The organism is Dethiosulfovibrio salsuginis (assembly GCF_900177735.1).
GTDB lineage: Bacteria > Synergistota > Synergistia > Synergistales > Dethiosulfovibrionaceae > Dethiosulfovibrio > Dethiosulfovibrio salsuginis.
Window position 1 is genome coordinate 1 of sequence record NZ_FXBB01000038.1, and the last position, 23,914, is coordinate 23,914.

General features: G+C 54.2%; 26 protein-coding genes. 15 read left to right on the top strand and 11 right to left on the bottom strand.

Translation table 11 applies throughout. The features are described 5' to 3' along the window. From B9Y55_RS13310 to B9Y55_RS11040, 3 genes are all read left to right on the top strand, one after another. Positions 1–269: hypothetical protein (locus B9Y55_RS13310; protein ID WP_159448335.1), on the top strand; the 269-nt coding region annotated here is incomplete at its 5' end. Positions 270–426: 157 nt separating this feature from the next. After that, a complete protein-coding gene (locus B9Y55_RS11035) occupies positions 427–1,077 on the top strand; it encodes an AbgT family transporter (protein WP_085545412.1) in 651 nt (216 codons plus the stop codon). 11 nt (positions 1,078–1,088) lie between these two features. After that, the gene (locus B9Y55_RS11040; RefSeq protein WP_085545413.1) at positions 1,089–2,273 is read left to right on the top strand and encodes a M20 family metallopeptidase; all 1,185 of its coding nucleotides are present in this window, start codon (positions 1,089–1,091) and stop codon (positions 2,271–2,273) included. Between the two features lie 39 nt (positions 2,274–2,312). Here B9Y55_RS11040 and B9Y55_RS11045 read toward each other — a convergent pair whose 3' ends face one another. Beyond that, positions 2,313–2,672, bottom strand: coding sequence for a cupin domain-containing protein (locus B9Y55_RS11045; protein WP_085545414.1), 360 nt, complete (start codon positions 2,670–2,672; stop codon positions 2,313–2,315). Between the two features lie 196 nt (positions 2,673–2,868). Between B9Y55_RS11045 and B9Y55_RS11050 the strand changes: the two genes are divergently transcribed. The 3 genes from B9Y55_RS11050 (at position 2,869) to mglC (ending at position 6,462) form a co-directional block, all read left to right on the top strand. Next, entirely contained in the window at positions 2,869–3,879 is a 1,011-nt protein-coding gene (locus B9Y55_RS11050; RefSeq protein WP_085545415.1) for a galactose ABC transporter substrate-binding protein, read from the top strand. A 61-nt stretch (positions 3,880–3,940) separates the two neighbouring features. After that, the gene (locus B9Y55_RS11055) at positions 3,941–5,455 is read left to right on the top strand and encodes a sugar ABC transporter ATP-binding protein (protein ID WP_085545416.1); all 1,515 of its coding nucleotides are present in this window, start codon (positions 3,941–3,943) and stop codon (positions 5,453–5,455) included. 17 nt (positions 5,456–5,472) lie between these two features. Then, a complete protein-coding gene (gene mglC, locus B9Y55_RS11060; RefSeq protein ID WP_085545417.1) occupies positions 5,473–6,462 on the top strand; it encodes a galactose/methyl galactoside ABC transporter permease MglC in 990 nt (329 codons plus the stop codon). A 28-nt stretch (positions 6,463–6,490) separates the two neighbouring features. On the opposite strand, the gene B9Y55_RS11065 is transcribed toward mglC, so the two are convergent. Next, complete coding sequence (locus B9Y55_RS11065; RefSeq protein ID WP_159448336.1) at positions 6,491–7,675, bottom strand: galactokinase; 1,185 nt, start codon at positions 7,673–7,675, stop codon at positions 6,491–6,493. An 85-nt stretch (positions 7,676–7,760) separates the two neighbouring features. Here B9Y55_RS11065 and B9Y55_RS11070 point away from each other — a divergent pair, with 85 nt between their 5' ends. After that, the gene (locus B9Y55_RS11070) at positions 7,761–9,227 is read left to right on the top strand and encodes a hypothetical protein (RefSeq protein WP_085545419.1); all 1,467 of its coding nucleotides are present in this window, start codon (positions 7,761–7,763) and stop codon (positions 9,225–9,227) included. 292 nt (positions 9,228–9,519) lie between these two features. Here the strand turns inward: B9Y55_RS11070 and pepV are convergent, their stop codons facing one another. Both pepV and deoC read right to left on the bottom strand, forming a co-directional pair. Continuing rightward, on the bottom strand, positions 9,520–10,926 hold the full coding sequence (gene pepV, locus B9Y55_RS11075) for a dipeptidase PepV (RefSeq protein ID WP_200806672.1): 1,407 nt from the start codon (positions 10,924–10,926) through the stop codon (positions 9,520–9,522). Positions 10,927–11,007: 81 nt separating this feature from the next. After that, positions 11,008–11,685, bottom strand: coding sequence for a deoxyribose-phosphate aldolase (deoC, locus tag B9Y55_RS11080; protein WP_159448337.1), 678 nt, complete (start codon positions 11,683–11,685; stop codon positions 11,008–11,010). Positions 11,686–11,803: 118 nt separating this feature from the next. Between deoC and B9Y55_RS11085 the strand changes: the two genes are divergently transcribed. Next, on the top strand, positions 11,804–12,574 hold the full coding sequence (locus B9Y55_RS11085; RefSeq protein WP_159448338.1) for an HD domain-containing protein: 771 nt from the start codon (positions 11,804–11,806) through the stop codon (positions 12,572–12,574). Here B9Y55_RS11085 and B9Y55_RS11090 read toward each other — a convergent pair. Further along, complete coding sequence (locus B9Y55_RS11090; protein WP_085545422.1) at positions 12,571–14,253, bottom strand: hypothetical protein; 1,683 nt, start codon at positions 14,251–14,253, stop codon at positions 12,571–12,573. The genes B9Y55_RS11085 and B9Y55_RS11090 overlap by 4 nt on opposite strands. Positions 14,254–14,348: 95 nt before the next feature. Between B9Y55_RS11090 and B9Y55_RS11095 the strand changes: the two genes are divergently transcribed. From B9Y55_RS11095 to B9Y55_RS11115, 5 genes are all read left to right on the top strand, one after another. Continuing rightward, complete coding sequence (locus B9Y55_RS11095) at positions 14,349–15,257, top strand: TolB family protein (RefSeq protein ID WP_085545423.1); 909 nt, start codon at positions 14,349–14,351, stop codon at positions 15,255–15,257. Between the two features lie 92 nt (positions 15,258–15,349). Beyond that, positions 15,350–16,369, top strand: a complete 1,020-nt coding sequence (locus tag B9Y55_RS11100) for an ABC transporter substrate-binding protein (RefSeq protein WP_085545424.1) — start codon at positions 15,350–15,352, stop codon at positions 16,367–16,369. Beyond that, entirely contained in the window at positions 16,317–18,020 is a 1,704-nt protein-coding gene (locus B9Y55_RS11105) for an ABC transporter permease (RefSeq protein ID WP_234986222.1), read from the top strand. The genes B9Y55_RS11100 and B9Y55_RS11105 overlap by 53 nt, the downstream gene beginning before the upstream one ends. Continuing rightward, on the top strand, positions 18,010–18,975 hold the full coding sequence (locus B9Y55_RS11110) for an ABC transporter ATP-binding protein (RefSeq protein ID WP_085545426.1): 966 nt from the start codon (positions 18,010–18,012) through the stop codon (positions 18,973–18,975). The genes B9Y55_RS11105 and B9Y55_RS11110 overlap by 11 nt, the downstream gene beginning before the upstream one ends. Beyond that, positions 18,968–19,525 (top strand): CD3072 family TudS-related putative desulfidase, encoded by a 558-nt coding sequence (locus B9Y55_RS11115; RefSeq protein ID WP_085545427.1) that lies wholly within the window; start codon positions 18,968–18,970, stop codon positions 19,523–19,525. The genes B9Y55_RS11110 and B9Y55_RS11115 overlap by 8 nt, the downstream gene beginning before the upstream one ends. Positions 19,526–19,560: 35 nt before the next feature. Here the strand turns inward: B9Y55_RS11115 and B9Y55_RS11120 are convergent, their stop codons facing one another. From B9Y55_RS11120 to B9Y55_RS11135, 4 genes are read right to left on the bottom strand one after another with little or no spacing between them, the layout of a single operon-like run. Further along, positions 19,561–20,505: an NAD(P)/FAD-dependent oxidoreductase gene (locus B9Y55_RS11120; protein ID WP_085545428.1), complete on the bottom strand. Its 945-nt coding sequence runs from the start codon at positions 20,503–20,505 to the stop codon at positions 19,561–19,563. A gap of 12 nt (positions 20,506–20,517) precedes the next feature. After that, a complete protein-coding gene (locus B9Y55_RS11125; protein WP_085545429.1) occupies positions 20,518–21,048 on the bottom strand; it encodes a YeeE/YedE thiosulfate transporter family protein in 531 nt (176 codons plus the stop codon). Positions 21,049–21,058: 10 nt separating this feature from the next. Then, complete coding sequence (locus B9Y55_RS11130; RefSeq protein WP_085545430.1) at positions 21,059–21,289, bottom strand: sulfurtransferase TusA family protein; 231 nt, start codon at positions 21,287–21,289, stop codon at positions 21,059–21,061. A 29-nt stretch (positions 21,290–21,318) separates the two neighbouring features. Further along, on the bottom strand, positions 21,319–21,981 hold the full coding sequence (locus B9Y55_RS11135; RefSeq protein ID WP_085545431.1) for a YeeE/YedE thiosulfate transporter family protein: 663 nt from the start codon (positions 21,979–21,981) through the stop codon (positions 21,319–21,321). Between the two features lie 133 nt (positions 21,982–22,114). On the opposite strand from B9Y55_RS11135, the gene B9Y55_RS11140 reads away from it, so the two are divergent. Next, positions 22,115–23,020: a LysR family transcriptional regulator gene (locus B9Y55_RS11140; protein WP_143340928.1), complete on the top strand. Its 906-nt coding sequence runs from the start codon at positions 22,115–22,117 to the stop codon at positions 23,018–23,020. Here B9Y55_RS11140 and B9Y55_RS11145 read toward each other — a convergent pair. Continuing rightward, positions 22,986–23,234, bottom strand: a complete 249-nt coding sequence (locus tag B9Y55_RS11145; protein WP_159448339.1) for a sulfurtransferase TusA family protein — start codon at positions 23,232–23,234, stop codon at positions 22,986–22,988. The two genes, B9Y55_RS11140 and B9Y55_RS11145, sit on opposite strands and share 35 nt — an antisense overlap. A gap of 169 nt (positions 23,235–23,403) precedes the next feature. Here B9Y55_RS11145 and B9Y55_RS13085 point away from each other — a divergent pair, with 169 nt between their 5' ends. Next, the gene (locus tag B9Y55_RS13085) at positions 23,404–23,598 is read left to right on the top strand and encodes a hypothetical protein (RefSeq protein ID WP_200806673.1); all 195 of its coding nucleotides are present in this window, start codon (positions 23,404–23,406) and stop codon (positions 23,596–23,598) included. A gap of 73 nt (positions 23,599–23,671) precedes the next feature. Here the strand turns inward: B9Y55_RS13085 and B9Y55_RS11155 are convergent. Further along, positions 23,672–23,914: hypothetical protein (locus B9Y55_RS11155; RefSeq protein ID WP_234986223.1), on the bottom strand; the 243-nt coding region annotated here is incomplete at its 5' end.

Here is a 23,914-nt window from a genome sequence, read left to right on the forward strand (position 1 = left end):
TGCTTGTCTCAAGGCTGGTCAGAAACGAGCTAGAAAACCACGCTCCAGAAGAAGAGGCAAAGAGCGTCAAGGCCATGGGACCATTGATATACGCCGAGCACTTCAAGTTCATCGCCCCATCGCTGGTCCAGTTGGTACTACACCACCAAGGCTTTTTTGTGGACTACATGGATAACCTGCTCAAGTTCTCCTTTGCTGGGAAGGAATACCCATGGCGAAAGGACCATAAGCTTCCTCTGGAGAAGGTGTACCTTAAAGAAAACCATTAAGCAAAGAACATAAAATTCCGTTGACGCAAATGATACCCGTGAAACATCAAGTCTTACGTAACTAAGTTACCAGCTATGCGATCCTACACTGAGCGTAGTCAGGGATCTGGAGATCGCGGAGATAAATTCGATAGGTGACAACTCCCAGATCGACGAGATGAACGGTAGACACCTGGTGGTCCTCGGGGTTGTCGTAGGACTCTTCAGCCTCCTGATCTACGGAGGGATCCAGTGGAAATGGGGACTCAACCAAAGCGCGGCGCTGTTCATATGGATGGCCATTCTGGGCGGACTTTGTTACGGCTTTTCGCCCAATAAGATCGCAATCGAGTTTATCGATGGGGCAAAAAAGCTCACATTCGGGGCCCTCATAATAGGCTTCGCCAGGGCAATCTCGATCATACTTACCGACGGACATATCCTTGACACAGTGGTGTTCTACCTTGGAGGAGCCCTCGGAGCCCTTCCTTCGCTGATCCAGGGAACCGGAATGTTCCTGACCCAGCTGATCGTAAACGGTCTGATAACCTCCGGAAGCGGCCAGGCAGCAGCCACGATGCCTATCATGTTCCCCGTCGCCGACATGATAGGTATGACAAGACAGACCGCCATCCTAGCCTTCAACTTCGGGGACGGACTTAGCAACTATATCCTGCCCACGTCATCGGCCCTCATGGGCTTTTTGGCCGTGGCGAACATCAGATACGACCAGTGGATGCCCTATATGTGGAAGCTATTCCTGATCTGGATCGTCACAGGATCGGTATTGGTGACCGTCGCCAATCTCACCGGATACGGACCTTTTTAAGGGGGACCGACATGATTGATGGGACAAAAAAAGGGATCTTCTCCTTTATAGACGAGATCCAGCCGGAGATATGCGCTATGTCCGACGATCTCTTCGACAATCCAGAGATAGGCCTTCAGGAGCACAGAAGCTCGGGGATACTCGTCGAATACCTTCAGAAGCACGGATTTTCGGTTACATCAGGGATAGGGGGGCTGGAGACCGCCTTCAGGGCGACCTATAAAAAGGGAGAGAATGGCCCTAGGATAGGGCTGCTCTGCGAGTACGACGCCCTTGAAAACATCGGGCACGCCTGCGGACACCACATGCAGGGACCGGCGGTGATCGGTGCGGCTCTGGCCTTAAAGGAGTGTTGTGAGGAGGAACACGAGATAGTGGTGTACGGAACTCCAGCGGAGGAGACTGTAGGAGGCAAGATAGAGATGCTGAAACAGGGCTGTTTTCAGGATATAGACGTAGCCCTGATGATGCACGGATCGCCGACGACCACCACCGACGTAAAGTCCATGGCTATGTCCAACTTCGACGTGACCTTTCACGGGACAAGCGCCCACGCCGCCCTGGCTCCTGAGAAAGGCAGAAGCGCCTTCGACGGTGTGTTGCTCCTTTTTCAGGGAATAGAATTCCTGAGGGAACACGTTTTGGATGACACCAGGATGCACTACACCGTGACGGATTCAGGTGGCCCGGCAAACGTTGTCCCCAAGAGGGCCACCGCCAGGTTCAGCCTCAGGTCATACGACAGGGCCTACCTCGACGAGGTTATAAAGAGGTTCAAAAAAATCGTCCAAGGGGCGGCCCTCATGACTGAAACAGAGGCGGAGGTCCTGGAGATAAAGTCCCTGGACAACAAGATACCGGTCCTCTCGCTGAACGATATCTTGATGAAAAACGCGACGATTCTAGATGCTCCTAGGATAACCCCACCGAGGGAAAAGACGGGCTCCACCGATTTCGGCAACGTCATGTACAGGGTCCCAGGGTCCTGCATAAGGGTCGCCTTCGTCCCGGAGGGAACCTCCTCCCACTCCGACGGATACCTGACGGCGGGCAAATCTCAAGAGGCCCATGAGGCGGTCGTCCTGGGGGCGAAGATCCTAGCAGCGTCGGCTTTCGACTTAATAAGCTCCCCAGAGGCTATGGAGAGGGTAAAGGAGGAGTTCGACTCGGCGAGGGCAAAAAGCTACAGGGGATAAGACTGAGCACAGGGGGCGGGATTTTCCGCCCCCTGTGCTCTACTCCACGTCCTCGTACACCTCCGGCAAGAACCTAGGGGTACAGATCGCCAGGAAAACCAGGTCTTCCTGGCCTAGGTTGGTTATCCTCTGTCGGCACATGGCGGGTATTATCACGACGTCGCCGGGGCCTACCTCCTGAGAGATGGACTCGCCGACCTCCACCGTTCCCCTGCCTGATAGAATCACATAACGCTCAACAGTCCCCTTTAGCCTGTGCCATCTAGTGGTCACCCCGACTTTTACCCTCGCCTTCGCCACCGACACGTCTCCATCGGCCTCGGAGTTCCACATCTCGGTGATGAAACATCCCTCGTCGATAAAGAACTCCTCCTCGTTTCTGAACACCATCTCTCTCATAGAACCATCTCCTAACTTAATATAGCTAAAATCACAGTAGTTGCTTGCCTTTTGAAACGAATGTCACTATTATGGGATCGTAGGGCGGTAACTAGCCGTCCTACGACCACGGTAAAGACCCGGTGGATGCTGGCGGAACAAACGTCTAAAACTAAAAGGCGAAATCATAACATAATATTGAAGGAGGCTTTTCACCATGAGGAACGGAACCGGCAAGAAGATCGTCGCCCTTGGTCTGTTAGGAGCTGTATGTATCGCAGGTGCGGCAATCGCCGCCAAAAAGGAAATCGGCTGTGCCATCTATAAGTTCGACGACACCTTTATGACAGGGGTCAGAAACGCCATTTCCGAGGCGGCAAAGGGAAAGATCAAGGTAGACATAGTGGACAGCCAGAACTCCCAGTCCACCCAGAACGATCGAATAGATATGTTCATCACCAAGAGAATGAGCGCCATGGCCATCAACCCGGTGGACCGTACCGCCGCCAGCGTCATCATAGATAGAGCCAAAAAGGCCGACATTCCTGTGGTGTTCTTCAACAGAGAGCCCCTTCCCGAGGATATGCAGAAGTGGGATAAGGTCTACTACGTCGGTGCCAAGGCGGAGGAGTCGGGCACCATGTCTGGACAGATAGTCGTCGACTACTGGAAGGCCAATCCTAACGCCGATAAAAACGGCGACGGAGTCCTTCAGTACGTTATGCTCAAAGGCGAGCCAGGACACCAGGACGCCGAGCTCAGGACGAAATACTCCATAAAGGCTGTGGAGGAGGCTGGCATACCCGTCGAGAAGCTGGCTGAGGACACCGGCATGTGGGACAGGGTCAGAGGCCAGGAGAAAATGGCGGCCTTCCTCGCAGCCCACGGCGACAAGATCGAGGCGGTCTTCTGCAACAACGACGACATGGCACTGGGAGCTATAGAGGCCCTCAGAGCGGTGGGCTACTTCAAGGGAGATACCTACATGCCCGTAGTAGGAGTTGACGCCACAGCACCGGCGATCCAGGCCCTTGAGGAGGGAACCCTTCTCGGCACCGTCCTCAACGACGCGGTCAACCAGGGTATAGCCACCTACAACCTGGCCCAGATCATGGCCGACGGCGAGACACCGACCGACGAAAACGTAGGCTACACCATAACCAACGGAAAATACGTCTGGGTCCCCTACCGTAAGGTCACCAAGGAAAACGTAGCGGATTTCAAGTAGTGCCCTTAGAGGGGAGGAGGAGACCTCCTCCCCTCTTTTCATCGGAAGGGGATGGTTAACTATGAACGATCGATCGGTGCTTACTATGACCAAGGTCAGCAAGGCCTTCCCGGGGGTTCAGGCGTTAAAGGACGTCTCCCTGTCGGTCCGTCCAGGGACGGTCCACGCCCTTATGGGTGAAAACGGGGCGGGCAAATCGACCTTGATGAAGTGCCTCTTTGGAATATACAGAATGGACTCAGGAAAAATAGAGCTAGACGGCAAGGCCGTGGAGATACCTAACCCTAAGTCCGCACTGGACCTGGGGATCTCCATGATCCATCAGGAACTCCACCCTATACCACACCGACCGGTGATGGAGAACATCTGGCTTGGACGAGCACCGGTAAAAAAGCTCGGCCCCCTCTCGTTTCTGGACTGCAAGGCCATGGAGGCCCAGACAAAAGAGCTTTTCAAAGACCTCGACATGGACATAGACCCAAGGCAACAGATTCGCCATCTCTCGGTCTCCAGGATTCAATCGGTGGAGATAGCCAAGGCTGTGTCATACAGTGCGAAAATAATAGTCATGGACGAGCCGAGTTCATCCCTCACAGAGGACGAGGTTCAGCACCTCTTTCGCATAATACGACAGCTTACCGCCAGAGGCATAGCCATAATATACATATCCCACAAAATCGAGGAGATTCTCCAGATATCCGACGATGTCACCATAATGAGGGACGGCACTCTTGTGGGAACCTGGCCTTCCTCCGAGCTCTCCACCGACGATATCATATCCCGAATGGTCGGGCGAACGATGACGAACCGCTTTCCTCCCAGGCAGAACCAGCCTGGGGAGGTTATCATGGAGGTCAGTGGCTACTCCTCCCCTTACCCAAAATCCTTCAAAGACGTGTCCTTTGAGCTCAAAAAGGGGGAGATACTGGGGGTAGGAGGTCTCGTAGGGGCCCAGAGGACCGAGCTCATGGAGGCAGTTTTTGGCCTTAGATCCACCAGTTCGGGAACTTTAAAGCTGAGAGGGGAGGAAATTGACCTGTCCTCCCCGATAATCGCCAAGAGGCAAAAAATGGCCCTTCTGACCGAGGAGAGGCGGGCGACAGGTATCTTTCCGGTCCTATCGGTCCAGTCAAACCTGGTAGTGGCAAACCTAGCGGCCTATAAGGGAGCCCTAGGGCTGCTTAACAGCGGTGCAATGTCCAAAGACACCGACGAAGGCATAAAAAGGCTGTCCGTAAAAACCCCCTCCAGAGGGACACTCATAAGGAGCCTGTCCGGCGGCAATCAGCAAAAGGTCCTGCTGGCCCGGTGGCTACTGATAGACCCGGATATACTCATCCTCGACGAGCCCACCAGAGGGATAGACGTAGGTGCAAAGTACGAGATTTACACTATAATGGCGGACCTGGCAAAACAGGGAAAGAGCATCATAATGATATCCTCCGAGCTCCCGGAGCTCATGGGAATGAGCGATCGGATAATGGTCATGAGTGAAGGAAAGCTGGCTGGCATATTGAACGGAGCGGAGGCCACGGAGGAGAAGATAATGAAGCTGGCGACCCTGTACGTCGCCTGATGATGGGAGGTCCTACAATGTCGAAACTCAAACAAATTTTATCCCAAAACGCCATATTCGTGGTCCTGGCGTTTCTGATCGTGGTCATAGCGACCATAGACCCCAGGTTTCTGTCCCTGGCCATCCTCAGGGACATACTGATGCAGAGCTCCACCAGGGCGATACTGGCCCTAGGTGTCGCCTTTATACTTATAACCGGTGGGGTCGACCTCTCCTCCGGTCGAATGGTGGGATTCGCGGCGGTAATATCGGCGTCTATGCTCCAAAACGCCGATTACGTCCGAAGGTTCTATCCCGACATGGCTCAGATATCGGTCATATTCCCTATACTGCTGGCGATAGCGGCCTGTATGATACTCGGGATGTTAAACGGAGTTATCGTGGCAAAACTCAACGTGCCACCCTTCATAACCACCCTTGGCATGATGGTCGTGGTATATGGAATAAATTCCATATACTTCGACATGCCCCCTAACAACTCCCAGCCCATAGGTGGGATTAGGCCTGACTTCACCTGGTTCGGCTCGGGCTACGCCGGTGGGATACCGGTCATAATCCTGATAGCCCTTGCGGTCGCAATACTGGTATGGGTTCTCTTCAACAAGACTCTCCTTGGGATGAACATGTACGCCATAGGAGGCAACAGGGAGGCCGCGGAGGTCTCAGGTATAAACGTGGTTAAGACCCTCATACTCCTCTACGCCATAGCGGGAGCACTATACGGTGTCGCGGGATTCCTGGAGGCCGCTAGAACCGGGGGAGCCACCAATAACTACGGCACCATGTACGAGCTGGACGCCATAGCCTCCTGCGTCGTCGGGGGGGTCTCCACCACCGGAGGAGTCGGCACGGTACCAGGGGTTCTGGCGGGGGTGCTCATATTCGGTGTCATAAACTACGGCCTTACCTTTATAGGGGTAAATCCCTATTGGCAGCTTATCATAAAGGGACTTATCATCGTTGCAGCGGTGGCCTTCGATATCCGAAAGTACGTCGCCAAGAAATAGCTAGAGGGAGGCCTAGGCCTCCCTCTAGCTATTTCTTTATGGAAACCCCATCCCCTGCCACGGTCTCCAATACCGAGACCTTTAAGCCAGTGTGCTTCTCGTACCAGCCCGAGACGTCCTCCACTAAAGGGGAAACCGCCTCTTTTTCGACAAGGGCCAGCACGCTTCCACCGAAGCCCGCGCCGGTCATCCTGGCTCCCAGACAACCTTTATGCTGCCAGCAATAGGAGACCAGACAGTCCAGCTCTCGACAGGTTACCTCGTAGTCGAACTGAAGTGACAGGTGAGATCGGTTCATGAGCTTTCCGAAACGGGCTAGATCACCTGCCTCCAAAGCGGCAGCACCCTCTTTAGCCCTTCGATTTTCCCATATAACGTGCCTGGCCCTCCTCTGGAGAAGAGGATCGGGTATAGACTTCTCCACGACGTAGTACCCCTCGGGAGACAGGTCCGCCAAATTGGAGACCTTTACCCCTGCCGCCTTTATGGCCTTAAAGGCCTCTTCCGTCTCCTCTCTCCTGAGATTATACTGAGAGGAGCTTAACTCCCTTTTCTTACCGGAGTCCAGTATCAGCAGGACATGGTCGTCCATGGACAGAGGAACCGCCCTATGCTCCAGAGTGGAGCAGTTCAGGAATACCCCCTTATCCTCCCCCCCTAAGGCTATGGCAAATTGGTCCATTATGCCCGACTGGACCCCTATAAACCGGTTCTCCGCCTCTTTGCATATCTGAGCCATGGTAATCTTAGAGGAGTCGTCAGCCATAAGGTTAAGGCCACAGAGCTCGGAGATCACCGCAGCGGTGGCCATCTCTATTGACGCAGAGGAGGAAAGTCCGCTGTTTCTAGGGATCGTCCCGAAAAACACCATATCGAACCCTTTATCCAGAGGGAGACCTCGCTGTTTCATCGCCCACATGACAGACTTGGGGTAGTTAGCCCAGCCATGGTATGCTAAATTTGAAAGATCGGATATATCGAAGGTAACCGGATCGGCGTGAGGGAAATTATCCGACCTTAGCCGAACGGAGCTATCGTTTCTCAGCCTTCCCATCGCCCAGGTCCCAAGGTCTATGGCGCAGGGGAGGACGTAGCCACCGTAGCAGTCGGTGTGCTCACCTAGCAGATTGACCCTGCCTGGAGCGAAGGCTATTACCGTTCCGTCGCAGGGACCGTAGTAGCGTTTCCACATCTCGCAAAGTAACTCTCGCAAAAAAATCACCCCTCCTGGTCGTTCTATCTCGATTCTACACCAAAGAGGGAACAAATACACGGACATATCGGAAGGAGAGTTTTTCTTGATCGAACCAGAGGTGTTATCCAGCTGCGCCAAAGCCCTTGTAAACTACGGAATAAAGGAAGGATTAGCGGAGGAGCTCGACCGATGGGTGCTGACCAACTCAATCATAGGATCCCTAGAGCTGCCGGACCCTGTAGATGGCGAACCGATAAAGGACGAAATGGAGGCCATCGCCCTTCTACATCGATACGCCCAGGAGACGGGACACCATTGGGGAGAGCTACCGGAGGAGAAGTTTGTAGGGAGAGTCATGGGGCTGTTGACCCCTTCCAACGGGGCTATGGCCAGGGATTTTTGGGCGATAATGGGGGATAAAGGACCGGTGGAGGCCACCCAGTGGCTATACAGGATATCCGCCGCCACCAAAGACGTGAGGCTTGATCTGGCGTCTAAAGACCTCCGCTGGACTGTGTCGACCTCCTACGGCGACCTTCAGATGACCATAAACCGATCAAAACCGGAGAAAGACCCTAAGGACATAGCGGCACCTAAGACGGGAAAATCCTATCCTAAGTGTCTACTGTGCCCCGAAAACGCCGGCTTCTGGGCAAAACCGGGACACCCGGAGAGATCTAACCACAGGATAATGCCCATATCCCTCGACGGTGAGGAGTGGTTTTTGCAGTATTCTCCTTACGTCTACTACCATCAGCACTGTATCGTTTTCTCAAAAGAGCACAGACCTATGGCGGTCGGCACGAGGACGGTGCCCAGAATACTGGACTTTCTCGACCAGTTTCCCCATTTCTTTCTGGGATCCAACGCCGCACTGCCTATCGTAGGAGGCTCTATACTGGACCACGACCATTTTCAGGGAGGGAACTGGTCCTTCCCTATCCAATCCGCCTCGGTGAGGAGAAGCTGGACCGAAGGCTCGATCACAGCGGAGGCCCTTGTCTGGCCTATGGCGACCCTCAGGATCAGATCGAAAAACAGACAGGAAATAGAGAGAATTGCCACTTCCGCTATAGAGGGCTGGAAATCCTACGACGATCCCGAATGGGAGATCGAGAAGGAACACAACTCGGTGAGCGTCATAGGCCGAAAGGTCAAAGATAGCTACGAAATAGACATGGTCCTCAGAAACAACAGGACATCCGAGGAACATCCTGACGGAATATTCCACATCAGGCCGTCGAGACACCACATAAAGAAGGAAAACATAGGCCTGATAGAGGCCATGGGACTGGCGGTGTTGCCGGGAAGGCTATCGAGGGAGATGGAGCCCCTATTAAATGCACTTTCGGGGGAGAATCCCTCGACGCCCGAATCCTGGCCTCATAGAGAGTGGGCTGAGAGCCTCCTGGAGAGACACGGCAGGGCTAACTCCATCGAGAAGTCCAAGGAGATCGTCGAACAGGAGATAGGCTACGTCTTTATGGACGCATTAAGGGACTGCTCCGTATATCCCGAGGAGACAGGGACAGAGGGGCTGGATCGGTTTATCGATACCATAATCAGCTAAAGGGCACCTCTAAAAACTCTAATCCTCGGAGAGATCGTTTCGACGGAGCCCATTTGAGCCCGTATACTCGACATGCCGTCGTGTAGTCGAATGGGGCGACAGGACGTCGCCCCAAGCCGAGGGGGCACAGGACGTGCCCTCCGAGGCGGTTCGTACGAAACAGGCAGGTCGAGTATACGATTGGGCCAGGGCGTAGGCGGAACGATCTCTCCGAGGGGACTCGAAAGTGAGTTTTTAGAGGTTCCCTAAAGGACAGGCCCTGGAGTTCTCTCCAGGGCCTGTCCTTTAGCTTTTAGTCTTTCGCCAGGGCCACTATCGCGGCTCCCATGATCTTCGCACTGGTCATCATGTTATCTATATCCCAACATTCGTTGGCCTCGTGAATGTTGGAAGGCTCGCCGGGAAGGATCGGTCCAAAGGCTAGAACGTTAGGCATGGCCTTGGCGTATGTTCCTCCACCGATGGACATAGGGCTATCGCCGGCCCTACCGGTCTCCTGCCTGTACACGTCCATCAGCTTTACCACCAGCTCCGAGTCCTCCGCCATATAAAGAGGCTCGCTTTTCCTCATGGAGAGGACCTGCCATCCTGCCTCGGCGAAGGTCTTCTCCAGGACAGGCGCTACGTCCTCGGTGGAGAAGGTAACAGGGAAGCGGGGGTTCAGTGAAAACCTCACCGTATCCCCTTCGGACTTCATGGTTCCCCAGCACACAGAGGTATAGCGGGACACGTCGTCGTAGAGGCACACACCGAGGCTCTCACCGTAAACTTCGGTTCCAACGTAGCGATCAAGGGAGTTAAGTGTGGCTCCCTGTTCGCCGGAGACCCCTAAAGTCCTCAGGAACTTGACCAGCCAGGCCACGGCGTTGACACCGATCTGAGGCAGGCTACCGTGGGCCGGTGCTCCGAGCATGGTTAGGACGAAGCGACCTTCCCCCTTGTCCTCCACGGAAAGCTTAGCCTTCTCCGGGCCTTTGAACGCGGAGACGGAGAAGTGGACCTTCTCGACTTTATCAGGATCGACCTGGATCTCCGCCTTAGCCACCGAGGGAACCGAGTTTGCCGCAACACCACCGTCGAAGGAAAGTATCCTGATAGGACCTTCCACCTTGAAGGGAGCGGAGAGCTGGGCTATTACGCTGCCTTTCTCGCCGTTAATGAGAGGGTACTCGGCGTCAGGGGTAAAACCAGCTACAGGAAGCTCCTGACCGGACTTCACGTACTCGGCGATAGCCTTGCTGCCGGTCTCCTCGTTGGTTCCGACCATTATCCGAACCCTCTTTTTGAGGGGAATCTCAAGGTCCCTTATGGCCTTAAGGGCGTAGAGGGCGCATAGGATAGGACCTTTGTCGTCCATAACCCCTCTGCCGTAGAGCTTGCCGTCCTCTATCTTGCCCTGATAGGGATCACAGCTCCAGCCATCTCCCTCGGGAACCACGTCGACGTGGCCTAGAATCGCCACCATCTCCGAGCTAGGGTCGCCCAGATCCGCCCAGGCCACCATATCCTCGAATACCCCGGTCTCAAAGCCAAGACGCTGGGCTATCTGGACGAAGTTGTCCATAGCGGCCTTAGGGCCGGTGCCGAAGGGAGCCCCTGGCTCTGCCGGACCCTCCACGCTCTTGATGGCGACGTTCTCCCTTATGGCCGCCACAAGGTCATCCCTTAAACCGTCGATGCTCTTTCTCAGTTCTTCCACAGATATACCTCCTAGAATGATCCATAGATTTCGTCTAGTCGCATTATAGAACATCCTGAGGTCCGAGAAGATAACACTTGTTTACAAAAGCTGCATGGCCTCGTCCATTATGGCGATGCCGGAGCTGGTGCCGAATACGTCACCGCCGACTATGAGGAACCTCTCCAGGTCCGCCATAGTCCTCACCCCGCCGGAGACTTTTATCCTCTTTCTGCCTTTGAGGCTTTCGGCGAGTATTCTGACCTGCTCCTCGGTGGTAGGGCTTCCGGCAAAACCGGAGCCCGTCTTTACGTAGTCCAGGTATCTCACCTTGGAACATATGTCCGCCATCCTACGGATTTCCTCCTCCGTAAGGAGGGGAGTCTCTATTATGAGCTTGAAGATCCTGGTCCCTATCTGGCTGGCCAGTGCGGAAATCTCCTCTTTAAGGTAGTCCCACATACCCGACTTTATGGCGGAGACGTTGACCACAACGTCGAAATCGGTTACGCCGGGCCCCATGTTCAGATAGTGCTCTATCTCGTAGAGCTTCACCGAGAGAGGGTGATATCCCAGGGGGAATCCGATAACCGCCGATACCCCTGTGTCGGTCCCCTCGGTCATGGCCACAGCCCTGGAAACAGCCCAAGGTGGGACCACCACGGTCCTGAACCGAGCCTCTATGGACCGAGAGATAAAGCTCTCTATCTCGTCCATAGAGCCGTCCTGCCGTAAAAAGGTGTTGTCTATTACCCTGTGAAGTTCTCTGAAAATCTCCAAGACGTTCAACCCCCTTATTCTTTGAGCACATAATAATCCTAAAAGACGAAAAAGCACAGGGACAGAGGTTACCTTCCACAAGAGTATAATGGCCCATATGACGAAAGGGGATGTTTTTATGGAACCAAGACAGCTAAAATCCATAAGGCGATGGTTTGAGGACTACACCTCAGGATACTACCGCCAGTGCGGAAAGCTCCATCAGCTGGAGCTGAAGGAAAGGCACAGCCGAAGGGTGGCGGAAAACGCCGGTCTCCTGGCGGACGATCTGGACTGGAGCGACAGCGACAGATGCCTGGCTGTGGCGGCGGGGCTCCTCCACGACATAGGCCGCTTCCCTCAGTACAGAGACCACGGGACCTTCTACGACTTCAAATCGGTTGACCACGGCGACAGGGGAGAACAGGCACTCAGGGAGGACTTCCCAAAGGACCTGCTCACCCCCAAGGAGTTCGAGCTTATCGCCATGACGATCAGAGAGCACAATAAAAAGGACCTGCCGCAACTACCCCCGGAGGACCTGGCGATGCTCAGGATCGTCAAAGACAGCGACAAGATAGACATATACAAAGTCGTCAGAGAGCACATCCAAAGAGGGGAACAGGACGCAATCTATCCCGGGCTAGGGCCGGAGGGGGAGCTCTCCCTGCCTATAATAGAGGGGCTCCTGAAGGACAAAAAAGCCCGCTACGACCAGCTCCGAACCCTGTCGGACGTCCTGCTATTTCAGCTCTGCTGGGTCCACGACATGGCCCACAGACAGTCCACAAAACTACTGTGGAACAGAGGGGACCTGGAATGGCTCATAGACCGTATCCCAAGCACGCCGGAGGTAAAGCCGGTGATCTCCCAGGTGATGGAGGAGATAAGCAGAGCCACAGGAATCTAGCTTTTGGAGTTAGGCAGGTGGGAGGGCAGCCATCCCACGACAACCTCGTCTCTGGAATTGTCCCAAAGAAAGTATATCCTGAGACACAGGGACCTATCTTTTGAGACTCCCTTACAGAGGTGGTTATCCAAAAGCAACGTTCTGTCCCTGCCGTTTTGGGAGATGGGGATGAAATATCTATCATCGTACTTTCCCGCTGACTCGTTGCTTATGGAGGGACGACAGTCGAGCCCAATCTCCTGTAGCCTTTCCTGAAAGACACTGTAATCCTGAAGCCCTAGCTTTACGTCTCTATACTCCTTGGCCAGTGCCATAAGGGCCTGGGCCACGAGCTGGGGCTTTTCGTAGGCCCCGTCTTTAAGGGCCCTCACCGCTCTGGGATGCAACTTAAGCCTTCCGGTAAAGTGATCTGAGACCCACTGAGCCATATGGTTGTAGCTATCGGGCAGGATGAGCTCGTCGTCCACGGACTGGCCGGTCCTGCTCTCCCACATGGCCTGCAACGTAATGTAACTATTCCTGAGGGAGAACAGCTCCTCTTTATAGCTATCGGTCTCCCTCAGAGCTGACTCAGCCATGGCGAGATATTCGTCTCTGTCGGACCTTGTGGCCTCTAGAAGAAGTTTTAGCGCCTCTATCTGATCCTCAAGAGCCTCGTTTCTGGCAACCTGATCCTCCATAGGGGCCTTAGCCCTCTCCTCCCTGGCTATGAGCCTTGCCTCCGGGACGAACACAAGGCCCCCCCAGGACAGGGATGTCCTGGCTGGGAAGGACTTCAAAAAATCGGACAGATACTGGACGTAACCGTTATCTCGACGGTCAGCGGACCCCATCCATCGGCGTATTCTGTCTTTGTCCATCAGAGGGTGGCTCTGATACTGATCGGCGTCGAAATCCAGCCCCGGCCTGTATATCCTCACGCCTCCGTTTGATACGGTCCAGGGAACCCCTACCATGTCCGTCCAAAGCAGCGACAGGTCCCAGTTCATCCTAACGACGTGGGCATAACCTATGAGATCTTTCGCCAGATGGTCGCCATCGACCAGATAGCTCTGCTCCGACGAAGGGTCAGGGCCGTCGGTCTGGGAGATAACCACCACCGGAAGATATCGTTCCTTGGAGCATAGAAACCCCTCCAGGTCGTTCAAGTCCTCCGGCGAGAGGAGATCCCACACCTTTCCGTCCACAGGCCGAATCTGGGAGAGCCCCACCAAATGGGCCAGCCTCCTTATTATCCCTGGTCGGATAAAGCCAGGCAGAGCCTTCCTGTCCGGCAGATAGGAACAGGTTATCTTCACTCCGAACTCCACCTGGCCATCTATCTCCATAACCGATAGATCGCTTATCCAGGAACAGCCTGGAACCGGATCTATGTGCCCCGGCAAACCTACGTCGGGCTGGGTCATCCTGACGGTCCATAGCTTCCTCTCGGGCAGATTGACCCCTTCGGCTATCTGGCCGTAAAAGTCCAGGGAGAACTCCTCTCCCTGGGAAAGGGCCTCGGGCAGAGGAACCTGGTCCAGCTTGTCCTTCACCCACTGGATAACGACGTCTCTGGTGGCACAGAAACGGCCCTCCTTGGGGATCAGACATCCCGCTCTGCCTCTGAACCTATAGGTCTCGAACAAAATAGGCTTTCCAGGGCGGATAACGGGATACTGTTCGGTGCATTCGCTCAAAGATCTCACCTCCATAGAATTCGTAGCAGTGGGATAATACGGTTAAAGGATACTATGTCCTAGCCACACACACAAACGAAAGGTGGTCCCTAATTATGTCCCTGAAGCAGATGATGTTTATATTCCTATCAACCCTACTTGTCTGGAACGCCCCGGCCTACGGGTCGACCCCATGGATAGCATTCTCCCAAGACGGCGCGGTCTTCGTGGCCCAGCTGGATGGCCAGGGAAAGACAAAGCTGGCGGAGGGATACGACCCGGAGATATCCCCCGACGGAAAACAGGTCGCCTTTACCGCCTATTCCAAGGAAGGGGATCGAACAATAGCTGTGGTAAACAGGGAGACAAGGAATATAAAGCATGTTACGACGATACCCGGCAAAAACAGCTACGGTCCGAGGTGGTCCCCGGAAGGATCTCGTCTTCTCGTAAACCACTGGGACGACGTCAGTATGGACTGGGTCATCGGCCTTATGGACATGGAGAACGATAGCTTTACGGTTCTGATAAAGGACCATACAGGGCTCTACAGCCCCTTTTGGTCTCACGACGGAAGGTTCGCCTTCGCCCAAGATCTGGAGAACCTTCTGAAGATAGACATCTCAGCTAACAAGCTGGAGGAGAGCAGGCCCCTCTCCGACGTTATAGGGGAGAGCTTTCCATCAAGCGCCGTCCATTTTTCCTACTCTCCCGACGGAGAGAGGCTGCTTTTCGACTGCGACGTGGAGGCGGACAAGTCCTGGTCCTCCCTGGGGGAACCACTGATATCGGCGATCTTTATGTTTAACCTAAAGGACGGCAAGACGGTCCGTCTGACCGACCGGACCGTCTGTGCCACCAAGCCCTCGTGGCTACCTACAGGGAAGAGCTTTATATTCTCGGGCTATACTCCAAAAGACGTGAACAAGAAGGGCTCTCCATTCTCACTCTACCTTATGGACCTCAATGGAGGGAAACCAGAGCTTTTGCTAAAAGGCGGCAGTCAACCGTCTTCCTCCAGATAGACTAGCGAATCCAATCCTTCCGTCCTTGACAGGATTCATCTTCTTGACGATAATACAGCCTATACCTTTAGGTCATAGGCAGGAGGATGAAAATGAAAAGAGCAACGGCACTTTTGGCCCTGGCGGCCCTTATGATAACAGGCTCCGTGGCGTTCGCTGGATCGGACAAGCCTCTAGCGGGACAGAATATAAGTATCTTCTGCGCCGCTACCGGCGAAGACAAGATTTTCGCCGAGTTCACCAAGGATACAGGCATAGCTGTCAACTACCTGAGTATGTCGTCAGGTGAGGTACTGACCAGACTCCGTGCCTCAAAGGGCAAGAACATCGCCGACGCCTGGTACGGTGGCGGTGTAGACAGCTTTTTGAACGCAGGGAAAGAGGGATATCTTGAGCCCTATAGGTCCCCCGAGGCTGAGCTTATACCTGAGCAGTACAAGGATAAAGAGGGCTACTGGACCGGCCTTTCCCTGGTGGCGGTGGACCTGATAATCAACGAAGACGTCATGAAGGACAAAGACCTTCCCCTTCCAAAGACCTGGGAGGACCTGGGAAAGCCCGAATATAAAGGCGAGGTCATGATGAGCAACCCCACCATCTCGGGCACCAACTACTCGGTGCTTTTTTACATAATCGAGGCTTACGGCGAGGAGAGGGGATGGGACATAATAAGCAAGATGAACGACAACATCCCCTTCTACACCAAAAGAGGATCGGGCCCCCCCAATAAGGCAGCTATGGGAGAGGTAGCCATAGGCATAGACCCTTACGACGTAGGTGTCAAGCTCATAGAGCAGGGACACCCTGTGATATCGGTGTTTCCCGAGGACGGTACCCCCGGCTTCCTGGCCCCTATAGCCATAATGAAGGACGCCAAGAACATGGACGCAGCAAAGGCCTTCGTGGACTGGTGTCTCTCAAAGAGAGGCCAGGAGGTCCAGATGGCAAACACCGCCAAGGTCGGAACCAGGCCTGACGCCGAGGTCCCGGAGTATCTCAAGGGACTTAAGGACGCCAAGGTAGTGGTGGTCGACCCGGTCAAAGCAGGAGAGATGAGAAGTGAGATCCTGGACAGATGGCAGAAAGAGTTCGGGGATAAAGCGGAGCAGTAGGTCAGGACTAGGGGCATCCATGGATGCCCCTTTTTTCCTGTACATGGCCCTGGCTTTAGGGGTTTTCGTCTTCATACTGTGGCCCACTTTAGTCATGCTAAAAGAGAGCGTCTATATAGACGGGTCGCTGAGCCTGGGGCACTACCGATCCCTGCTGCTGGAAAACAGGACGCTGCTAAAAAATAGCCTTTTTGTGGGTTTTTGGACCACCCTATTCGCCCTGATAATAGGGCTCTCCTGCGCCCTCTACGTGACCCACACCGACCTTTGGGGAAAGAAAGCGATCCTCGCAGTGCTGCTTATGACCCTAATATCTCCCCCCTTCGTGTCCTCCCTATCCTACATAATGCTCTTCGGACGACGAGGGCTTATAACCTGGAAGCTACTGGGGATCCGGTGGAATCCCTACGGTCCAGGGGGGATCATAGCTATGGAGGCGGTTGGATTTGCGTCTATAGCGGCCTTTCTCATAATGGCGGTATTGAGGGGGATAGACAGAAGCCTGGAGAGGGCCTCACTGGACCTAGGGGGGAACCGAGGGGACACCCTGATCGGAGTAACCCTCCCCCTCGCCTGGCCTGGAATAATGACCGCTGGGCTGATAGTGTTCATAAGGTCCCTTTCGGACTTCGGCACACCTATGTTCATAGGGGGAAACTTCAACGTCCTGGCCACCCAGGCCTATATGACCGCGGTGGGATCCTACGATCTGCCAAAGGCGGCGGCGATCTCCACGGTGCTACTCATACCGGCTCTGGCGGTCTTTATTGTATACCGCAGGGTCATGGGCAAAAACGCCTCCCTATTCTCCTCCAAAACCGCCAGCGACGAAGGAGCGGCACTTCCTGGGGGAGTTCAGGCCATAATATTCACTGTAGTATGGGCCTTCGTGGCCTTGGAGGTCGCCAAGTACGGCGCTATCCTGGTCGGGGCGTTCGTGAAGACCTGGGGGGTTAACTTCACCTTTACGCTTAAACACATGGAGGCCCTAGAGGCCGCAAAAATGGGAAGCCTGTTGAGGAGCCTTAAATACGCATCCATAGCGGCCTTTTCGGCGGCCTTTATGGGAATCCTTCTTGCGAGGTTCCTGGGACGGGCAAAAGGCCTCTTAGCCAGGACCTTGGACTTCACCGCCGATCTTCCCTTTATACTGCCGGGACCCTTTTTCGGCATAGCCTACCTGCTAGCCTTCAACTGGATGCCCGAACCTCTGCTGGCTACGGGGTTCCTGTTGGTGACCAACTGCGTCTATCGCCAGCTGTCCATAGGGATAAAAAGCGGTGTATCGGTCCTGGGACAGATAAACCCCGAGCTGGAGGACGCGGTGAGGGACCAGGGAGGAAGCTGGCTATCGGTACTGAAGGACGTGGTAGCCCCTAAGATGGTCCCGGCCTTTCTTGTCAGCTTCGTAAACACCTTCACCTTCACCATGACCACCATAGGGGGAATCATCTTTCTCATTACCCCCTACACGAAGGTGCTTACCGCCGAGATGTTCGACGCGATCCAAACCGGCGACATAGGGGCCAGTTCCGCCATGGCCTCGGTGATAATCGGGGTGACTATGGTCGTAAACGTGGTTTTCTCCTGGACCTTGCTGAAGAAGGGAAAGGCCCGTGGATCGGAGGGAAGTGAGTTAAATGTATCTTGAATTAAGGGGGCTCAACAAGAGCTTCCAGGGCTCCAGGGCGGTCAAGGACCTCTCCCTGACGGTGGAACAGGGCGAGATGATCTCCCTTCTGGGGCCCAGCGGATGCGGAAAGACCACCACACTGAAGATGATAGGGGGCTTCTGCCTTCCCGATTCAGGTAATATCGTCCTGGAGGGAGAGGACATAACCTCCATGGCCCCGGAGGGACGGCCCACCGCCACGGTGTTTCAGAGCTATGCCCTGTTTCCCCACATGTCGGTGATGGGAAACGTCACCTACGGACTCAAGTTTAAGGGAATCCACAAGGATCGACGGACCTCCATGGGGCGAGAGATGCTGGAAAAAGTGGGCCTTCCGGGATCGGGAAACAAGGGGATCCATCAGCTCAGCGGGGGAGAACAACAGAGGGTGGCACTGGCCAGATCCCTTATGATCCAGCCCAAGGTACTCCTTCTGGACGAGCCTCTCAGCAACCTGGACGCAAAGCTTAGGGTAAAGATGAGGGCGGAGATACGAAGGATACAGAGGGAGCTAGGTATAACCGCCGTCTACGTCACCCACGACCAGGAGGAAGCCATGGCCCTCTCGGACAGAATAGCAGTAATGGAAAAAGGGTCCATAGTCCAGATCGGCACCCCTAGGGAGGTCTACGGCGAGCCGTCGACCCCTTTCGTGGCCGACTTTATCGGCAGGAGCAACGTGATCCTCTCGCCAGAGGGCTATATCTCGGTACATCCAGAGGACGTGGTGATCTCCGATGAGAAAGGGGACATGGAGGGAATAATCACCGACCGCCAGTACAAGGGAGCGATGACTACCTATTTCATAGTAGTCGGCGAACTGGAGCTTGAGGCGGACCTGCCCAGCCGATCGAACCAGACCTGGGAAAAGGGAAGCATGGTGAGGGTGTCATTCATAGGGCCCCATACATTGAGGAGGGAATCCAATGGCTAGAGGAAACCGCTACGTGCTGCTGTCCCACTGTCTGCTGAACGTCAACGCCAAGGTCCTGGGCTACGGCTCCTACTCCGGGGCGATGAAATCGCTGGTTCTCCCGATCATCGAGGAAGGAATCGGCATATTTCAGCTCCCATGCGCCGAGGCCACCTTCGGGGGCCTAAAAAGATGGGGCATGACGGTGGAACAGTACGACACCCCCGCCTACCGTCGCCACTGTCGTTGGCTTCTGGAGCCGGTGATGGACCAGGTCCAGGACGACATAGCCAACGGAGTCTCGGTCTTGGGGGTGGTCGGAATAGACGGAAGCCCGAGCTGCGGAGTCCACCAAACCTGTTACGGCTACTGCGGAGGGACAATCGGATCGGGGGATTGGGTGGACAGAAGCACAAAATCGGTCAGGCTGGACCGTGGGCAGGGAGTGTTCATGAGGATACTCTCAGACATGATCGCCGAGAGGGGATTGTCCGTCCCGATGGCGTCCATCTTCGAGGGAAAGCCCTCCAGGGTCTCCTGGGAGGAGATCAAAAAAGAACTTCAGAGGTAAAAGAGGAGGTGACCATCGTGGTCACCTCCTCTTCTCTATCTGCTCAGAATGTAGTTTTCCGCCTCCACCGCGGCGATAGCCCCGTCCGCAGCGGCGGTTATGACCTGTCTGAGGGTCTTCACCCTCACGTCTCCTGCGACGAACACCCCGGGACAGGATGTCTCAAGGCTCTCGTTGGCCTTTATGAAGCCCTTCTCCATGTCGACCTGTCCCTCAAAGATCTGGGTCTTAGGGGTTAAGCCCACGTAGGGGAAGACGATAAAGTCGTTTGTTCCCTCTCCAGGCAGGATGGTGGTACACTCTTTTGTCTTTACGTTCTCCACCACCATAGAGGTGACGCAATCGGTCCCCGTCATGGATTTAACGACGGTGTCCCACATGAAGTCCAGGCACTTGCACTCGAAGGCCTTCTCCTGTATGGACTTGGCCGCCCTGAGCTGGTCCCTGCGATGGATAAGGGTGACCTTGTTGGCGAACTTGGTGAGGTACATGGCCTCCTCGACTGCCGAGTCCCCTCCTCCTACGACGTACACGTCCTTGCCGATACAGTTGTTGGCGTCGCAGGTCGAGCAGAAAGAGACTCCCTTCCCTATGAGCTCCGCCTCTCCCTCACAGCCGATCGGCTTGGGCTTCACCCCTGTGGCGATGATGACGGCCTTGGCGTGATACTCGTTGCGGAAGGTGTGGACCACCTTATCATCCCCAGCGAGGTCGACCTCCTTGACGTCGGTGAGCTTGAACTTGCATCCAAACCTCTTGGCCTGCTTGTAGAAGAGGTTCATCAATTCCTCTCCGCCTACCCCGTCGGGAAAGCCAGGGTAGTTCTCGAGGTCCTGAGTGGAGGTTATGAGACCTCCCACCAGTCCCTGCTCTATGATCAAGGTGCTAAGCCTGGCCCTGCCACAGTATATCCCCGCGGTCAGTCCAGCGGACCCAGCACCGATGATAACGACGTCGTAGTCCTCCCGTTTCTTTGCCATAAGGACATCTCCTCACATGAAGAATTTTACCAGCATTTTGCTACCGACCACAGCGCCCATAAACATGAAGACCAGATACATCCAGCCGGACAGGGCCATAGAGGCAACCCCGCTGAAGAGGGCACCGATGTTGCATCCAAAGGCGATTCTCGCCCCGTAGCCCATGAGAAGACCGCCTAAGATAGCGGCGACCACCTGTTTTCCGTTCTTTATCTTTTTGATCCTGAACTCAGAGGCAAGCAAGGTAGCCAGTAGAGCTCCCACTATGATCCCCATATTTCGGATGCTGCCACCGTTGGACATGAAACCCTTGGCTAGAGCCTGTCCATGGCTCCCAGCGTAGTAGACCCAGCCTTCCACCGAACCGCCTAGAGTCTCATAGATCCATGTCCCCCAAAGGGCGAAAGGAGAAGTTACCCCCCAGGGCTTGCCGGAGGAGACGAATATGGATATGTTCAGGACCGCAAGGATAACCGCACCGGCGTAGTAGGGCCAAGGGGTCTTGATAAAGAGCTTATAATACCTGTTATCCCTTATATTCACCTTAATCCACTCATTTCGTCTTTTCGATCCAGATCTCCCACTGACCGTCGTCGATCTCATCTATCTCGCAGTTGTAGCCCTCTTTGTTGGCCCACTCTGGGACGTTCTTTACCGCACAGCTATGGTCGACCTCTATGGTTATGGTATCTCCTACGGCCATCTCGGCCATTTTCTTCTGGGTCTTTATGAGGGGTATAGGACAGGCCTCTCCGAGACAGTCAAGGGTATGCTCTTTTGCCATGATAGTTTCCTCCTTAGGTATAATGGATTTTAAAGGGTGTTCTCCGGGTTATTCCTGTTGCCGAACCAGTCCGCCAGGACGAAAAGGGCCAGTAGCAGGGCAAACTGTAAGACCAAAGCGGGGAACCAGCCCAGGACGTCGGGAAGGAATACCTTTATGCCGCTGTCCATGAAAGCGGGCTTCCAGAAGTTGAAATCCTTAGCTCCCCATACGGAACCGACGATGAAGAACACAAGGGACAGCCACTGCATCACGAAACCCTCTCCTACCCTCATGAGGGTTCCAGAGGCACATCCTCCCGCTATGACCATGCCGATACCGAACATAAACGCTCCTACTGCGACGTGAACCCCGGCGGGGGAGATGTTGCCAGGGATAGGCTGTCCAGCCAGGCTGGCTTTATACTGGATCGCCGCAAAACCGACTGTGGCCAGGGCGATAGCCACTATGACCGCCTTGGTCAGGTTCGTACCTCCTGTGAGGATTGGGTCCCTCATTGAGGCTGTGAAGCAGTAACGGGAGGCCCTAAGGGAGACTCCTAGGAGTATGCCGAAAAGCCAGAACATAGGGAGATTGGGGCTAAACTTGCCTAGATAAAATCCAATGGCTATAATAATAACCAGTAAAATAGCGGCAATTGGAAGTTGGTTGGCCTTTTTCTTCTTCTGGGGGGATCTTCTTTCTCTTTCCATGTTTTCACACCTCCCTCCTTGTTAATGTTTTAACTTTCGTGATCTGAGGTCATTATATCGTTTATCCGATTACAGCGGTTAACGGATAAACTTATGCACCATCGTGCTTTCCGATAGACAGGAGGTACTAACATTGAACCAATCCACGATAAAATCCTTTATCACCATAGTCGAGGAAAAGAGCATATCCAAAGCCGCCCAGAAGCTTCATGTCAGCCAATCGGCTCTGAGCCAACAGCTCAAACAGCTGGAGGAGGAACTGGACACCCTGCTTCTGCTGAGAAGCAACCAGGGAGTCTCCCTCACCAAGTCGGGAGAGCTGTTCTTCAACTACGCCCAGATATTCGAGGACCTCTACAAAAAGATGCAGACCGAGATGGAGCTTCTGGAGCACCAGTCCATATCGATTATCCGGGTGACCTCATCCACCAGCATCTGTGAATACCTGGTCCCCTGCGCCCTGACGGTCTATCAGAGAAAGAACCCCTCTGTGAGGTTCAACAACACCTGCAACTACACCGAGGACGTCCTTGAGGACATCAGGAACTTCAGGGCCGACATAGGCTTCATATCCCAAGAACAGGAGAACGACCGTGATCTAATAGTCCATAAGCTGATGGACAATCGACTGGCTATAATCAGCTCCCCAAAAAACAAAGCGATCGGACAGGTCCGATCGCTCAGTGAGCTTGCTCGTATGAATTTGCTCCTGTGCCCCAGCAGGTCGGGGCTCCGGGGGGTCATAGACAAGGCCTTCTCCGATAACGGCGTTTCCCCGGAAAGCCTGAACATAGTCATGGAGATGGGAAGCCTGGAGGCCCTCAAGGCCTCGGTGGCGAACGACGACGGGGTCTCCATAGTCCCTTACGTCACCATCAAAAAAGAGCTATATCTCAAAATGCTCAAACAGCACATCATCAAAGACGTGGAGATAAGCTGTCCCGTCTCGATCGTCTATCACCGGTCCTCCCTCCAGAAGCCCGAGCTTTACACCTTTATAGACTTCATGCTCCATCAGGGGAAGGAGAGCTTTTGCTGATAACCATCTCGAACACCCCCGGTATGACCTCCTCTATCTTCACGGAACAACCCATCTCCTCCACTACATCCCTGACGTTCAGGGGGGCGCAGCTGTGATCCGAGACCAGCAGGACCTGATCCCCTGGTCTCATTCCGTTCATGGCTAACCTGGCCTTGATCCCAGGAATGGGACAAAAATCCCCAAGACAATCCACCTTCCTAATTTCACTCACCCTCTTTTTGTCGTTATCGATAACTTACCCAAAGTAGCTCAGTGCGGTGAACATGCTAATTGTAGCCTTATTCTGCGATAATTACGACCTTAGACCTAAAGCGGTCATGGCGAAATCATCGAAAGAATGAGGTAGAATGGACGGTAACGGAGAGGGGGGGGGGTCTCTTATGACGAAAAGATACGACGAGCTCCGAAGGTTTATCATGCCGGAGGTCATGTTTGGCCCTGGAGCTATAGATCTAGTTGGCCCCTGTGCGGCTAACCTCGGCCTTAACAGAGTGCTGGTGGTTAGCGATCCAGGAGCACAGGAACAGCAGTTAAAAGTATTGACACAGATATCAAAACAGAGCAATATGTCATAGCTGGTAACTTAGTTACGTAAGACTTGATGTTTCACGGGTATCATTTGCGTCAACGGAATTTTATGTTCTTTGCTTAATGGTTTTCTTTAAGGTACACCTTCTCCAGAGGAAGCTTATGGTCCTTTCGCCATGGGTATTCCTTCCCAGCAAAGGAGAACTTGAGCAGGTTATCCATGTAGTCCACAAAAAAGCCTTGGTGGTGTAGTACCAACTGGACCAGCGATGGGGCGATGAACTTGAAGTGCTCGGCGTATATCAATGGTCCCATGGCCTTGACGCTCTTTGCCTCTTCTTCTGGAGCGTGGTTTTCTAGCTC